The sequence below is a fragment of the Lactiplantibacillus daowaiensis genome (assembly GCF_005405085.1).
In the GTDB taxonomy this organism is placed as follows: domain Bacteria; phylum Bacillota; class Bacilli; order Lactobacillales; family Lactobacillaceae; genus Lactiplantibacillus; species Lactiplantibacillus daowaiensis.
Map to the genome: position 1 here is coordinate 1 of NZ_BJDJ01000025.1, position 14,570 is coordinate 14,570.

General features: G+C 42.6%; 15 protein-coding genes. 1 reads left to right on the forward strand and 14 read right to left on the reverse strand.

Translation table 11 applies throughout. The annotated features are described in order from the left end of the window. Nucleotides 1-153: 153 nt before the first annotated feature. The 3 genes from uvrC to FFM75_RS12570 form a co-directional block, all read right to left on the reverse strand. Nucleotides 154-1,968, reverse strand: coding sequence for an excinuclease ABC subunit UvrC (gene uvrC / locus FFM75_RS12560; RefSeq protein WP_137629511.1), 1,815 nt, complete (start codon nt 1,966-1,968; stop codon nt 154-156). A gap of 126 nt (nt 1,969-2,094) precedes the next feature. Further along, nucleotides 2,095-2,835, reverse strand: coding sequence for an amino acid ABC transporter ATP-binding protein (locus FFM75_RS12565; RefSeq protein WP_137629512.1), 741 nt, complete (start codon nt 2,833-2,835; stop codon nt 2,095-2,097). Continuing rightward, on the reverse strand, nt 2,828-4,306 hold the full coding sequence (locus FFM75_RS12570) for an ABC transporter substrate-binding protein/permease (protein WP_137629513.1): 1,479 nt from the start codon (nt 4,304-4,306) through the stop codon (nt 2,828-2,830). The genes FFM75_RS12565 and FFM75_RS12570 overlap by 8 nt, the downstream gene beginning before the upstream one ends. Nucleotides 4,307-4,510: 204 nt before the next feature. Here FFM75_RS12570 and FFM75_RS12575 point away from each other — a divergent pair, with 204 nt between their 5' ends. Then, nucleotides 4,511-4,687 carry an SPJ_0845 family protein gene (locus tag FFM75_RS12575; protein WP_137629514.1) on the forward strand — a complete coding sequence of 59 codons (177 nt, stop codon included), beginning with the start codon at nt 4,511-4,513 and terminating at the stop codon, nt 4,685-4,687. 66 nt (nt 4,688-4,753) lie between these two features. Here the strand turns inward: FFM75_RS12575 and FFM75_RS12580 are convergent, their stop codons facing one another. From FFM75_RS12580 to FFM75_RS12630, 11 genes are all read right to left on the reverse strand, one after another. After that, nucleotides 4,754-5,161, reverse strand: a complete 408-nt coding sequence (locus tag FFM75_RS12580) for an iron-sulfur cluster biosynthesis family protein (RefSeq protein WP_137629546.1) — start codon at nt 5,159-5,161, stop codon at nt 4,754-4,756. A gap of 119 nt (nt 5,162-5,280) precedes the next feature. Beyond that, nucleotides 5,281-5,664: a DUF3021 domain-containing protein gene (locus tag FFM75_RS12585; protein WP_171001508.1), complete on the reverse strand. Its 384-nt coding sequence runs from the start codon at nt 5,662-5,664 to the stop codon at nt 5,281-5,283. Between the two features lie 11 nt (nt 5,665-5,675). Beyond that, nucleotides 5,676-6,134 (reverse strand): LytTR family DNA-binding domain-containing protein, encoded by a 459-nt coding sequence (locus tag FFM75_RS12590; protein ID WP_137629516.1) that lies wholly within the window; start codon nt 6,132-6,134, stop codon nt 5,676-5,678. Between the two features lie 22 nt (nt 6,135-6,156). Next, on the reverse strand, nt 6,157-7,029 hold the full coding sequence (locus FFM75_RS12595; protein WP_223876681.1) for an ABC transporter permease: 873 nt from the start codon (nt 7,027-7,029) through the stop codon (nt 6,157-6,159). Further along, the gene (locus tag FFM75_RS12600; protein ID WP_137629548.1) at nt 7,029-7,889 is read right to left on the reverse strand and encodes an ABC transporter ATP-binding protein; all 861 of its coding nucleotides are present in this window, start codon (nt 7,887-7,889) and stop codon (nt 7,029-7,031) included. Before FFM75_RS12600 ends, FFM75_RS12595 begins: the two co-directional genes overlap by 1 nt. Nucleotides 7,890-8,111: 222 nt before the next feature. After that, a complete protein-coding gene (locus FFM75_RS12605) occupies nt 8,112-8,408 on the reverse strand; it encodes a nucleoside triphosphate pyrophosphohydrolase family protein (RefSeq protein WP_137629517.1) in 297 nt (98 codons plus the stop codon). 1 nt (nt 8,409) lies between these two features. Next, entirely contained in the window at nt 8,410-9,003 is a 594-nt protein-coding gene (yihA, locus tag FFM75_RS12610; RefSeq protein WP_137629518.1) for a ribosome biogenesis GTP-binding protein YihA/YsxC, read from the reverse strand. A gap of 190 nt (nt 9,004-9,193) precedes the next feature. Then, a complete protein-coding gene (clpX, locus tag FFM75_RS12615) occupies nt 9,194-10,459 on the reverse strand; it encodes an ATP-dependent Clp protease ATP-binding subunit ClpX (RefSeq protein WP_137629519.1) in 1,266 nt (421 codons plus the stop codon). Between the two features lie 223 nt (nt 10,460-10,682). After that, nucleotides 10,683-11,999, reverse strand: a complete 1,317-nt coding sequence (gene tig, locus FFM75_RS12620) for a trigger factor (RefSeq protein ID WP_137629520.1) — start codon at nt 11,997-11,999, stop codon at nt 10,683-10,685. A gap of 203 nt (nt 12,000-12,202) precedes the next feature. Beyond that, entirely contained in the window at nt 12,203-13,390 is a 1,188-nt protein-coding gene (gene tuf / locus FFM75_RS12625) for an elongation factor Tu (RefSeq protein WP_137629521.1), read from the reverse strand. 218 nt (nt 13,391-13,608) lie between these two features. Beyond that, entirely contained in the window at nt 13,609-14,517 is a 909-nt protein-coding gene (locus FFM75_RS12630; protein WP_137629522.1) for a hypothetical protein, read from the reverse strand. Nucleotides 14,518-14,570 lie beyond the last annotated feature (53 nt).

Here is a 14,570-nt window from a genome sequence, read left to right on the forward strand (position 1 = left end):
AGGTGTTGTCATCGGAATGCCTCGATTCGTTTTTCCTCAGATTATACCTGAATTTTTAGTTTTCAGACAGTCCCTAGAGTATACGATAGGAACATTGCTATTGTTTATTAGTTGAGTTACAAACAGATTACAAAACTACAACAAAAGTTAACGCTATGTCGCACCTTTTTGGTAATGCTTTGGTGTGACGCCACCACCAGCCAGTGAAAACTTAATTGTTTGCGCCACACTTTTGGAAACCCCTAATTTTTGAATCTCTGCTAACGGTGCCGCCGCAATCTTCGTCATCGACCCAAATTTCCGCAATAATTTGTTGCGGGTTTTTGGTCCGACCCCTGGGATCTCATCTAAGCGTGAACTTAACGAATGTTTCGTGTGCACTTGGCGATGAAACGTAATGGCAAAGCGATGGACTTCATCTTGAATTCGTTGTAGTAGATAAAAGCCCTGACTCTTCGGATCCAGATTTAAATGCTGGTCACCCGCTGACGCCAAGAGATCCGCCGTCTTATGATGGTCGTTTTTGACCATTGCCGCTACTGGCGTATCCAAGCCTAATTCGTTTTCTAAGACATCCTTAGCTGCATCCAACTGAATGTCCCCACCATCCATTAAAATCAAGTCTGGCAACGCGGCATGCTCTTTTAACAAGCGTGTGTAGCGCCGCCGGATCACTTCACGGGTTGAGGCGGCTTCATCCGCATGATCGACTGTTTTTAATTTATACTTACGGTACAACTTTTTATTCGGCTGACCATCGGTAAAGACCACCATCGCCGATACCAAATCGGTCCCTTGGATATGCGAGTGGTCAAACGCCTCAATCTTGTGACCGGGCGGTAAGCCTAATGCATCGGTGATTTCTTGCATTGCCCCGGTCGTCTTCCGTTCATCAAGTTCTAACAACCGGAATTTCTCTTCCAAGACGATCCGCGCATTTTTATGTGCCATATCGAGTAAATCTTTCTTTTGCCCCCGTTGTGGTGTGCGGACCGGAATGCCTAAGATATCACTCAAGACTTTTTTATCTAGTCCATTTGGCACTAGTACTTCTCGTGGTAACACATTATTCTTGCGATTATAAAATTGTAAAATAAAACTCGTCATTTCTTCTGGTGCCGTTGACACGATTGGAAATAGTCGTTTTTCACGTTTCATTAGGCGGGCTTGCCGAATAAAGAAGACTTGAATCGACAACCACCCTTTATCCAAGTAAAAGTTAAATAAGTCACGCGGCGTATTATCATTTGAAATGATTTTTTGTTTTTCAACCGTCATTTCAATATAAGATAATTGGTCACGCAATTCAGCTGCGCGTTCAAATTCTAAATCAGCCGCCGCTTTATCCATCCGGGTCGTCAACTGCTTTTTAACCGTTTCAACATGGCCGTTCAAGAATGACTTAATCCGCTTGATTTGTGCCTCATAGACGTCAACCGGCACGGTCTTAAAACAGGCGCCCAAACATTGGCCCATATGATAATACAAACACGGCCGTTTTTGGAATCCATTACACCGTCGTAACGGATAAACTTTTTGAATAAAGTTCACCGTCTCTTGGGCCGCATAAACATTTGGATAAGGGCCGAAGTAATAGCCACCATCTTTACGCACGTCACTCACAATCAAGATCCGGGGATCACGTTCATGGGTAATCTTAATATAAGGATACCCCGTCCCTTTTTTTAGCTTGATGTTGAAATAAGGTTGGTGCTTTTGAATCAATGTGATTTCTAACAAAAAAGCTTCTTTATCGGTCGACGTGACAATAAATTCAAAATCAGCGATTTCAGAAACCAGCCGCGCCGTTTTTCCCGTATGACTACTCTTAAAATACGAGCGAACGCGATTCTTTAAGTTTTTTGCTTTACCGACATAAATAATCTGGCTATTGAGATTCTTCATCAAATAACAGCCCGGTAAATCAGGCAGTAAAGCTAATTTATGTTCAATATGTGCTGAAGCCATGTCGCGCCACCCTTTCTTTAATTTAGCGCTACTAGTATACCGCCGCAAGCCTACGCTGACAAGCAATCCGCTTGCTACAGCTACAAAAAACACGGCAACCAAATTGGTTACCGTGTTTACCGTTAATTACATTAAAATCTTTGATAAGAAATCTTTGGCCCGTTCCGTTTCAGGATGCGCAAAGAATTCATCTGGCGTATTGTTTTCTTGAATATAACCATCGGCCATAAACCAGATGCGATCCGCCACGGACTTCGCAAAGCCCATTTCATGGGTGACAACGACCATCGTCATCCCTTCTTTAGCCAATTCTTGCATAACATTCAAGACTTCACCGACCATTTCCGGATCCAACGCAGAAGTTGGTTCATCAAATAGCATCACTTCTGGGTCCATGGCTAACGCCCGGGCGATGGCAACCCGTTGTGCTTGACCACCAGATAAGCTATCTGGAAAGGCATCTGCATGGTCATCTAAGCCAACCCGTTCTAGCAATTCATGTGCTCGCTTCGTGGCACTGGCATCATCGGTCCCTTTAACTTTCATCGGTGCCAACTTGATGTTTTCTAAAACCGTCATATTAGGGAATAAGTTGAACCCTTGGAAAACCATACCCATCTTTTCCCGTAAGGAATTGACACCCTTAGTATCCATCGTCGTTAAGTCATGGCCTTCAAAGGCCACTTTGCCGCTCGTTGGGGTTTCAAGCAAGTTCAAACAACGCAAGAACGTACTTTTACCACCACCAGAAGGTCCGATAACAACAATTACTTGACCAGGATTGACCTGTTCGGTGATTTCTTTTAAAACTTGGTTTTCGCCAAAACTTTTGGCAAGTTTTTCAACTTCAATTACTGGTTTAGTCATGTTGCATCTTCCTTTCAAAGTAGTTCAAGATCCGTGACGCTGTAAAGGTCAAGATGAAGTACAAGACCATAATCACAACGATTGGGGCAACCCCACGATACGTATCTGAACGGACAATGTTACTTTGATAAATCAATTCAGTAACCCCGATAATCGAGACGATTGAACTATCCTTGATCAAGGTAATAAATTCATTCCCTAATGATGGCCAGATATTCTTCAAAGCTTGTGGCAAGACAACGTAACGCATCGTTTCACCATTGGACATCCCAAGACTCCGAGCCGCTTCAGTTTGACCGATATTGACAGAGTTAATCCCACCACGAATGTATTCAGCCACATACGCGCCAGAGTTCAAGGAAATCGCAATGATCCCGGAAGTCAAAGCAGGCAAGTTGACGAATAAGCCTAAGCCGAAGTAAACAAACATGACTTGAACCATCATTGGCGTCCCACGAATAAATTCAACATAAGCCGTTGCAATCCAACGCAAGAGGTTTTTGAAGAAGTTCCCTTTCGCCATCCGGGCCAAGGCCAATAAGATCCCGATAATAAACCCGAAGAAGACGGAACAAACTGTAATAATTAACGTATATTCAATCCCAGTTAAGAAGGCTTTCCAGTAATGCGTCATTGATGTATTGACGGTATTGGTCTTTAAATACTTCCCGGCAGCTGGCAAATAGTCCTTTTTAACCAAATTTTCTTTCTTGATCTGGTCAACGGTCTTGTTGACTTTGTTGACTAAACTGGTTGAGCCTTTCCGAAAGGCAATTGCAGAGCTCGTAGCTGATGAGCTCATGTTGAAGTCACTTGGAATCGCTGCTAATTGTTTGTTGTTAGAAACGTAAGCTTCCGCAGATGGCTTTTCCATCGCAACCCCATCTAATTTGTGGCTTTGTAAAGCCAAAATTAAGTCAGATTGTGACGTCATCCCTTTAACAGTCGTGTTTTTCGTTTGACTCTTAGAAGCATTGTATTGGGTCGTCCCTGTTTGGGCACCTAAAGTGCCACCACTAAAGGAATCTTTATTCTTATATTTGGCTTTGTCAGTCTTGTTGATGACAATATCATACCCACCTTGATAGTAAGTATGGGTAAAAGCCACGTTTTTCCGCCGTGCTGGCGTTGGGTTCATCCCGGAAATGATCATATCGATCTTCCCAGTTTGGAGGGCAACTAATAAGGAATCAAATGACATTGACTTGATTTTTAACTTAACCCCTAAGTCTTTGGCAACCTTTTTCCCAATTTGAACATCCATCCCCACAACAGTACTCTTACCGTTGACCGTCGCTTGGAATTCGTACGGCGGATAGTCTGGTGAGGTCCCCATGACGAGGACCCCTTTCTTTTGAATTTTTTCTAATGAATTATCAGCGGCTTGTGCATGTGTCGTATTGCCAACTGGCACGACCAACATCACGAGCGCGGCAATAAGTGCTAAAAGCAACCCGAATCTTTTTTTCATATGCGTTCTCCTTGTTTTCGTTTTACAAGAATAAAGTATAACCGCATATGATTATTTATGCAAGTATTTTTGAAAAATTCTTTATTTTATGCATAAATTAGTCGTTTATACACTAATTTGCCCAGATAAAATGCATAAAAGACGCATAGCTGACAAATGTGCTAAAATTTGCTATGATTAGCGGTAATTGAAAGGAATGATTGCATGAGCTTAAAAGTCCAACGTCAAGATAACTTAGATAAATTATTTGATAAGTTTGCGATTGGTCCTGATGACAAGGATAAATTGACCACGAAGGCGATTCAAGAAACCATTGATGAACATTCGAAACGGCAAGCTGACAAGTCGAAGACTAATGATAAAACTGATGACGCTAAGTAATTAGCACAATAAAAGCCCGCCAACGATCATCATATCGCTGGTGGGCTTTAGTTTAATATTAAATGTTTAGCAAATCTTAGTACCGATGGTTTCCATCTTTTCGCGCCGTTCAGCTTCCGTTTCAGGACTGACCTGCCGCCAGTCGACAACTGATAACGCGCCATCAAGCATGCCGCTGTCGTCTTTTAAAGCCAAAGCGTTGTGCCAGCGTGAGATGTTCAACCCATTACCTAGAAACGCTTCATCAGCAGGTGCCGTTGCCATTTGGTAACCAGCATTGTTTTCCAATGACGTGGTATAAACTGGATCAGCATCATTTAAGATAACCAATTGGAACTTATTCCCAATCGCACAACTCCCACCTAAGCTAGAGTACTTGTTAGAACCATCATCGACCGTTAAAATAACACGACTACCGGCTGGAATCTTGTCTGCTAAGTAAGCTTGTGCGTCATCTTTGATATTAATCTTCATCATTCAACACCCTTTCAATGCTAATGCGTTCATTAAGTTGTGTACAACTCTCTTTTACAGTTATTAATATACCGCACCGGGTATCCGAATGCAATTAACTTGCTTCTCAACTCATTTAATCATGGTAATCGCCGTTGTTTAAGCTTCTGATTGATTTTTTCGACCTGCAAATAGCGATTCAGACGCACTAATGCCCAAATAACTATATATAAAGCGATAAAAACGAGCCAAAACAGTGGGCCAAATGTCCAGTCATTATACCAAATCATCGCCATCACTAACCCAAGTGACCCCAATAAATGAATCCCTACTAAAGCCAACTCGGGTAACCAATCACCCTCAAAAATCAGCGCTAACAAGCCAATCCCCGCACTCATCAATAGAATACTGAGAATGTTGGCCGCCGTTGGCCTAGTCAACTGGATGTTGAAAAGTAAGACGATTAGATAAGCAAATGACCCATAACCAATACCACTAATGGCATATTGCAAAACTTTCTTCATCATGGTCCTCCTCAAATCCCCAAGTGCTGCATGAGGACTTTAACGTATTTGCGACTCACATCTGTTTTAACTTGATTCGTGAGTTTAGCCGTTAAGTTCCCGGAAAAACTGTCCGATAATGCCACCAAGTGATCAAGATTCAAAACAGCATGCTTGGAGACTTGCACAAAGTTTGGATTAGCAACCCGTTGCATAAAATGTGACAACCGTTCATGACTTGTTAGGGCCCCTTGTGTCGTCATGATTAAAAGTTGTCCTGCCACCACATCCGCTAAAATAATTGTGGCTGGCTTGACCATGACCAATTGATCATCTGCTTTAACTGGCATAATCGTCGGCGCTTGTTGTCCATAATTCGCGAGATACGCCATTAATTGATTGATTTGTTCATCTTGTGTCGCCGCGGCAATCGTAATTCGTGGATCAGCTGAGGTATATGCTGAATCGACTTCAAAGTGACTTTGAACCATTTTCGTCCCCCTACTCTAAATGCTAATGTAGCAGGCGCTGACGTCGCCGACTCGTCCACCAAGACGGCAGTAATACAATTCCAAGTGCCACGCCCAAAACTACCCCTATTATCAGGTAAGTCTGTGCGGTGGTCAACGGTTTGGTCCAAGCCAAAGTAATGCCGAGTTTAGTTTCAAATTGTTGTCGCAAACCGGCATGACCAGCAAAACTCGTCGCCAACCGCGATCGCATCAATAATTGCCGATTTAACGCTGCCAAATAACTACCAGGTGTGAGTTTAACAAGTAACTGAGCAAAATGCGGTAACGTGCCAATTGGTATCAAACCACCCACTAAAAATCCGGCTCCCGTCCCAACTAAGGCTGATAGACTACCTAAACTGGCCACTCGTCGAATGCCATTAATGATCACCGCATTCAAAGCCGTTGCTAACCCACTAGCTAGTATCATTAAACCGACCAATTGTATCACTTGTTGCCCCGTCACCGTTAATCCATCTTGCCAAGCAAAAGTGCCAACCATCACACCGAACATCACTAATTGCATTAATAAACCGATGAACATCGCACTTAATAAATAACTCAACATTAGCTGAATAGCGGTCACATCGCTTTGCAGCAAGTCAGCACGAATTTGTTGTTCTCGATCGGCCACCAGTTGTGTCAATCCAGCCAATGTCGTGGTGATACTAGTGATAACTAAGGTACCACCAATCAGCCAGTCATCTAATAATAAGTCACGCACTGGTAATTGCGTCCAGCCACTGCGAATCGTTTGTTTTAAAAAGACTAAGTAAAGGACAAATGCGATCAAGGCCCCCATTAAGGAGAACAAAACGCCGCTATGATCACGAAAATACAATAGTAATTGACGTTTAACTAAGGCTAAAATCATTAGCGCACCTCCCGGCCAGTCAAAGCCAAAAAAGCATCATCCAGCGTTCCCGGCCGAAATTCAAAGTCACTAATTTCAGCAGCATGGTCGGTTAAAATCTGGATTGCCGTTTGTGCGGTTGGCACCGTTAATTGCAGTGTCGAAGCTTGGCATCGACTGTGATATGGCGTTAGTTTTGCTTCCAGCTCAGCCGGTCGACTGGTCGTTAACGTTAATTGATTGCCCGCATATTGTTGCTTAATCGCCACCGCAGTCCCAGTCGCAATCACCTGACCGTGGTCAATAATATAAACTTGATCGGCATTATCTGCTTCCGTTAGATAATGCGTCGTTAATACAATTGTTAACTGTTGTTCACGCTGCAGACGCTGTAATAAAGTCCAAATAGCCGTACGTGTCTGTAAATCCAGACCAGTTGTGGGTTCATCTAAAAATAAAATGTCTGGTTGGTTCAATAATGCGCGCGCAATGTCGACGCGGCGCTTTTGACCGCCTGATAACGTCCCATAGCGTTGCTGCTTGAACGTCGCTAAACCCAACTGTTCAATTAATTTAGCCACTTGTGGTCGCGCATCATGGCGATACTGTTGGGCCCGAATTTGTAAGTTTTCAAGCACTGTTAAAGTGGCATCTAGCACACTAGCTTGAAAAACCAAGCCTAAGCGACGATGTGGTTGATAATTGATCGTCCCCGCAGTTGGCTCTAAGTGACCGGTCAATAGTTGCATCGTCGTTGACTTACCCGCCCCATTTGCTCCAAGAATTGCGGTAAAACTACCACGTGGAATCGCTAAATTAACATCATTAACTGCAATTTTGGCGCCATAGGTTTTCATCAAATGTTGTGTCGTTAAAATCATCATGCTCAACTTCCTTTCAATAGCCCTAGGATACCAAGTCTCCCAGGCAGTCGTCCGGTCATTGATGGTAAGTGGTATTTTCTCGACCGTAAGTAGTTAAAACGAGCTAGCAACCGTTAACCCGACCGCTGCCATCGGTCATTTGAAAGCCAGTTTACTTCATAAAAACACGACAAAAAAACGTGATCAATCGATTTTGATTGATCACGCGTCTATCACGACTTATTTGGTCGCTTTCCCATTCGGGTATTTTTGATTTAATTTTGCGATGTTTTGTTGTGCCACTTCGTCAAAGGGAATATCCGCCCATTCAGCAACTTGTGACAAATACCATAGCACATCGCCCATCTGCTTGGTTAATTGGTCTTTATTCAAGCTTTCCCCGTGAAAGGTGTACTTTTTAACCAAGTCGACCACTTGACCAGTTTCTGATGCAAGGCCTAACGATAGATTCGTTAAGACTTGTTCATTACCATAAAGTGTCCGGTTCGCCAAGGATTGATAGTCATTAAATTCCAACTTACTTGCCCCCTACTGTATGTGCTTCAATCCATTGCCAGACAGCATCTTTACCAGCTTTTGTTTTAGCTGAGAAGGTGATAAAGTCGTCGCTGGGTTGGAAATTCAGCGTTTTTTTAATTAAGCTCTCTTGTTTATTCCACTTACCACGTGGAATCTTGTCACTCTTGGTCGCCACGACCAACAATGGCATCTTGTAATACCGCAACCATTCATACATCGCGACATCATCTTGTGTCGGCGCATGGCGTGCATCTACCAAAATAATGACCCCGCGCAACGTGCCACGATTCGTTAAATAAGTTTCAATCATCTGACCGAACTTTTCGCGGTCTTTCTTAGAAACTTTGGCATAGCCATAACCAGGTACGTCCACAAAATAAAGTTGCTCTTCAACTTTATAGAAATTCAACGTTTGCGTTTTACCAGGTTGGCTGGACGTCCGCGCATAGCTATTGCGGTTGATCAAAACATTGATCAATGACGATTTACCAACGTTGGAACGACCCGCTAACGCAATTTCTGGATAACCAGTCGTGGGATATTGGCTGGGCGCCACCGCGCTCATTACAAGTTCTACGTTATGCACTTCCATCTTAAATAGCCTCGCTTATCAAATAGTCTTTGTCCATTCTAACACACTTCTACCCGCCGCCAACTTAAATCGACGAACAGCTTGACCATTAAAGATGATCACTGCTAGCCATCAATACAGCATTCGGGACCGCAATAAACGCCGTTATCGCGGTCCCGAAATCATCTGCTGTTAGCAAACTAACTTTATGTTATGAGGCTTTCGTTTCTGCCAAAACCAATTCTGGTTCCGCATTATCTTCCACTGTCGCCTGATTAATAATAACTTCTTTAACGTCTTCACGACTCGGAATATCAAACATAATATCACGCATCGTATCTTCAATGATTGACCGTAACCCACGTGCACCAGTGTTACGTGCCAATGCTTCACGCGCAATCGCTTGTAAGGCGGTATCTTCAAACTTCAATTCAACACCATCTAACGAAAGTAGACGTTGATATTGTTTAACTAAGGCATTCTTAGGTTCGGTTAAAATCCGGACCAAATCATCTTCAGTTAACCGTTCTAAGGCCGTTAAAATTGGCAACCGACCGATAAATTCAGGAATCAACCCAAATTGTAAGAGGTCTTCTGGCACAACTTGTTGCATCAGACTCTTGCTGTCATCTAAGACCGCATTCTTGCCATCAGTGTCCGTCCCAAAACCAATCGTCTTATCACCTAAACGACGCTTAACGATGTCTTCAATGCCATCAAAAGCCCCACCAACGATAAATAAGATGTTAGTTGTATCAATTTGAATGAATTCTTGTTGTGGATGTTTCCGACCACCCTGCGGTGGCACATTAGCAATCGTGCCTTCCAAAATCTTCAAAAGGGCTTGTTGTACCCCTTCACCAGACACATCACGTGTAATGGAAACATTTTCGCTCTTTTTAGCGATTTTATCGATTTCATCAATATAGATAATCCCTTTTTCAGCTCGTTCAACGTCATAATCGGCGTTTTGTAAAAGCTTCAAAAGAATATTTTCAACGTCTTCACCGACATACCCGGCTTCAGTTAAAGTCGTCGCATCAGCAATTGCAAATGGCACATCCAAAATCCGAGCCAAGCTTTGGGCTAAGAACGTTTTCCCAGAACCAGTGGGACCAACTAAACTAATATTACTCTTTTGTAATTCTGGACCATCTGTATCATCATTACCTTGATCTGCCATGGCCTTAACCCGCTTATAATGGTTGTAGACCGCCACGGACAATGTCCGCTTAGCTTCAGTTTGACCGATTACATATTGGTCCAATTCGTCAACAATTTCCTTCGGCGTTGGGATATCTGTTAATTCACTTGAGCGTTCTTCACTAAACTCTTCATCGATAATTTCCTTGCATAAATCGATACATTCATTACAGATATAAACGCCGGGGCCGGCGACAATTTTTTTAACTTGATCTTGTGATTTACCACAAAAAGAGCAGTTAACTGGGCCGTTTGTCTCGGTATTTTCAAACATTCATTCTCACCTCATCGATGTATTTACGTAAATTAATCATAACAGAAAACCATCACTAAAACTAGCCACGGCCCTGCCGTCTTCGTCCATTACTATAACACGCGTTGAATCATTTCCGAAATAATTTGCCTAAAAAGGTCATTAACTTGCCTTAACCGTTCAACTACAACAAAAAAGACCTCGAAGGCGTACCCTCAAGGTCTTAAATACAAAAACTAATTAATTAGTCTTTGTCTTCTTTTTTGTCGTCAGCTTTGGCCGTTTGTTTTGCTGAATCAGCAATCATGTCAACAGCTTGGCGAATTGCAATGTCATGTGACAACATGTCATCAGTTAAAGCACCACGAACAGCGCTTTCTTCCATGTTGTATTGACCAGCTAAGTCTTTAACTTCTTGGTCGATTTCGTCTTTAGAAGGCTTGATAGCTTCTGCTTCAACGATGGCTTCTAAGACCAAGTTAGTCTTAACACGACGTTCTGCATCAGCAGAGAATTGCTTGTGCAAGTCGTCTTCTGAAGTCCCAGTCAACTTGTAGTAAGTCTTAGGATCGATACCTTGTTGTTGCATGTTAGCCAAGTATTGGTCCATTTGACGATGGATGTCGTCTTCCTTCATGGCATCAGGAATAGCTTCGATTTCAGCATTGTCAACGGCTTGGTTTAAAGCTTCGTCTTCAATTGCGTCATGGGCAGCACTTTCCTTTTGTTCCTTAAGTTCATCCTTGATCTTAGCTTTTAATTCTTCAAGGGTGTCAACATCTTCGTCAACGTCCTTAGCGAATTCGTCGTCTAATTCAGGGAGTTCCTTAGTCTTAACTTCATGAACAGTAACCTTGAAAGTTGCTTCCTTGTCTTGCAAGTCTTCAGCTTGGTAATCTTTAGGGAAAGTTACCTTAACTTCTTTATCTTCACCAGCTTTAACACCAACTAATTGGTCTTCAAAGCCAGGAATGAAGGAGTTTGAACCTAATTCAAGGGAATAGTTTTCTGATTCGCCGCCTTCAAATGGTTCACCATCAACGAAACCTTTGAAGTCGATGACAACAGTGTCACCCTTAGCAGCTGGTTGGTCTTCTTTTAAGACCAATTCAGCTTGTTTTTCACGCCGTGATTCTAATTCGGCGTCAACGTCCTTAGCGTAAACCCGCGTGTTTTGACGCGTTACACTAAGTTCCTTGTAATCGCCTAATTTAACGTCAGGCTTAACCGTAACAACGGCTTTTAATACCCATGGTTGACCCTTTTCCATGCTATCAACATCGATTTGAGGTTGGTCAACGGGTTCAATTTCAGTATCTTTAATCGCTTGTTCGTATGCTTCAGGGAGCACGATGTTCAAAGCATCTTGATAGAGTGCTTCTTCACCATACATTTGATTGAAGATTTGACGAGGAACCTTACCCTTACGGAAACCAGGTACGTTTAAATTCTTTTTAGTACGTTGAAAGGCCTTATCAATTCCTTCTTGGATCTTATCAGCACCAATTTCGAATGTTAATTCGCCTTGGTTGCCTTCTTTCTTTTCCCACTTTGCAGCCATTGTATTCCCTCCGAAACATTAATATTTTCTACAATTCAAGTCAATTGCATACTTGTTAAGTTTAACCTATCACTTCTATAAAGTAAACCAAATCGGTTAAAAAAGCGCGAGATATCGCGTTTTATTGTAAAATTTCTTAAAAAAAGAGACCTGGAAGAAGCTCCCAAGTCTCTCTATTTGAATCAATGAAAATCAGTTAGAGATTAGTCATCAATTTCAGAAACAACACCGGCACCGACAGTATGACCACCTTCACGAACCGTGAACTTGGTACCCTTTTCGATGGCAGCTGGTTGAATCAATTCAACAGTGAATGTAACGTTATCACCAGGCATAACCATTTCAACACCGTCTGGCAATTCGATAACACCAGTGATATCAGTGGTGTGGAAGTAGAATTGTGGACGATAGTTTGAGAAGAATGGCGTATGACGGCCACCTTCTTCTTTGCTCAAGATATAAACTTCACCCTTGAACTTCTTGTGAGTTTGGATTGAACCTGGTTGTGCAAGAACTTGACCACGAACAACTTGTTCACGGTTAACACCACGTAATAACGCACCAACGTTATCGCCGGCTTCACCTAAGTCAAGCGTCTTACGGAACATTTCAAGACCAGTAACAGTTGACTTCAAAACGTCTTCATGTAAACCGACGATTTCAACTTCGTCACCAACCTTAACAACCCCACGGTCGATACGGCCTGAAGCAACAGTACCACGACCAGTGATTGAGAAGACGTCTTCAACAGGCATCAAGAATGGCTTGTCAGTATCACGAACTGGAGTTGGGATATATTCATCAACAACATCCATTAAGTGTAAGATAACCTTTTCTTGTTCTGGGTCGCCTTCAAGAGCTTTAAGAGCTGAACCACGAACAACAGGAATATCGTCACCAGGGAAATCGTATTCTGAAAGTAATTCACGAACTTCCATTTCAACCAAGTCAACTAATTCGTCATCGTCAACAAGATCAGTCTTGTTTAAGAAGACAACGATGTAGTCAACACCAACTTGGCGAGCCAAAAGGATGTGTTCACGCGTTTGTGGCATAGGACCATCAGTTGCGGCAACAACTAAGATAGCACCATCCATTTGAGCGGCACCAGTGATCATGTTCTTAACGTAGTCAGCATGTCCTGGGGCATCGATATGCGCATAGTGACGCTTTTCAGTTTCGTATTCAACGTGCGCAGTGTTGATAGTAATACCACGTTCACGTTCTTCGGGAGCGGCATCAATTGAGGCAAAATCTTGAGCTTGAGCTAAGCCCTTTTCAGATAATACCTTAGTGATTGCAGCTGTCAAAGTAGTCTTCCCATGGTCAACGTGGCCAATAGTACCAATGTTTACATGGGGTTTTGTTCTTTCATAATGTTCTTTTGCCATTAATGAAACCTCCTGTGATTTTCGCAAGAATAACGTCAACACCATTTAAGGTGCTGACAATTCTTTAGTTAATATTATACTACATCCTAATGAAAAGGCCAAATGTCTCACCCATCACTAGGAATCCTTAAACATTATATATAGTGCCATCTGATTTGTAAACAGATATTATTCAAAAAATTGAATTTTTGTAAGTTATAGCTTATTGCTTTCACTTTTTACCCCAATTCAGCATTCATTTCTTGAATTTTTGTCTGATTTGCCAACATTTCTTGGCCGGTAACTGTGAGGTGCCGTGGGGTCTGTCCTTGTTGACTGGTTATTAATAAATTTATCCAAATTTGAGAATCAGTAATGATTTTTTCAGAATACGGATATAAATACATTAATTGCAGGGACAACATCGCCTGCAAGCTTTCATACAAACTCACATCAAGCTGACCGACCGCCGCTTGTAAGGCAGCCTCAACTTGCACACTCGTCGCATCCGTTCCAATCACCGGTAATTCAGCTGGCACTACGGTTACTTCGGTTTGGTCAAACCACAGAAATTGTACCGGCTGAGTGACTCCAGCTGCACGCAACGTATACAAAACTTCGACCCGCGATAATTGCTGTAAAAACGGATCAAGTAGTAAAAAACGGGCGGCCGTCACATACTTAGCTAACGTTAAGTGTTGCGCTGCAGCTAAGCGAACGGGTTGTTCAGCGACCGGCTGATCAGACAAATGATAAAACTGACGCATCGTTGTTGTTAAGGTCTGTTGTAGTGTCTGTTCCGCTTGCGCCTCAGCAATAGTGACCTGTTCAGTCGCCGGGTTCACCCAATCAACATGTTGCTGACGGATAGCTTGAATCAACATGTGGGCTTTAATAAATTCATGATTGGCCAAGCAAATCGTTAAATATAAGTTAAAATCAGCGCCTGTTGCTAAATAAGTCGTTTCAAATTCGGCAGCATACGTACTAGCAGCCGCATAATTTTGAATTTGTGTTAAAGCCGTCACCAACTGATGATTAATCGTAAAACTTTGTTCCAGCTGATAGGCCGTTTCTAATAAACTTGCCGCTTGTGACCAGTCACCAGCGCTACTGGCCGTTTGTGCCTGTGCCACTAATTCTGCCATTGTTGCCAGTGAACTCACCCCTATTCCAATTTAATTTCATGGCTAGCAAAAAA

Bases quoted from the DNA above. Each gene is read 5' to 3' on its own strand.
- uvrC (WP_137629511.1), bottom strand. From the start codon at position 1,968: ATGGCTTCAGCACATATTGAACATAAATTAGCTTTACTGCCTGATTTA.
- FFM75_RS12590 (WP_137629516.1), bottom strand. From the start codon at position 6,134: ATGGTTCAAAGTCACTTTGAAGTCGATTCAGCATATACCTCAGCTGAT.
- FFM75_RS12595 (WP_223876681.1), bottom strand. From the start codon at position 7,029: ATGATTTTAGCCTTAGTTAAACGTCAATTACTATTGTATTTTCGTGAT.
- FFM75_RS12600 (WP_137629548.1), bottom strand. From the start codon at position 7,889: ATGATTTTAACGACACAACATTTGATGAAAACCTATGGCGCCAAAATT.
- FFM75_RS12575 (WP_137629514.1), top strand. From the start codon at position 4,511: ATGAGCTTAAAAGTCCAACGTCAAGATAACTTAGATAAATTATTTGAT.
- FFM75_RS12585 (WP_171001508.1), bottom strand. From the start codon at position 5,664: ATGAAGAAAGTTTTGCAATATGCCATTAGTGGTATTGGTTATGGGTCA.
- tig (WP_137629520.1), bottom strand. From the start codon at position 11,999: ATGGCTGCAAAGTGGGAAAAGAAAGAAGGCAACCAAGGCGAATTAACA.
- yihA (WP_137629518.1), bottom strand. From the start codon at position 9,003: ATGGAAGTGCATAACGTAGAACTTGTAATGAGCGCGGTGGCGCCCAGC.
- tuf (WP_137629521.1), bottom strand. From the start codon at position 13,390: ATGGCAAAAGAACATTATGAAAGAACAAAACCCCATGTAAACATTGGT.
- FFM75_RS12565 (WP_137629512.1), bottom strand. From the start codon at position 2,835: ATGACTAAACCAGTAATTGAAGTTGAAAAACTTGCCAAAAGTTTTGGC.
- clpX (WP_137629519.1), bottom strand. From the start codon at position 10,459: ATGTTTGAAAATACCGAGACAAACGGCCCAGTTAACTGCTCTTTTTGT.
- FFM75_RS12630 (WP_137629522.1), bottom strand. From the start codon at position 14,517: ATGGCAGAATTAGTGGCACAGGCACAAACGGCCAGTAGCGCTGGTGAC.
- FFM75_RS12580 (WP_137629546.1), bottom strand. From the start codon at position 5,161: ATGAAGATTAATATCAAAGATGACGCACAAGCTTACTTAGCAGACAAG.
- FFM75_RS12570 (WP_137629513.1), bottom strand. From the start codon at position 4,306: ATGAAAAAAAGATTCGGGTTGCTTTTAGCACTTATTGCCGCGCTCGTG.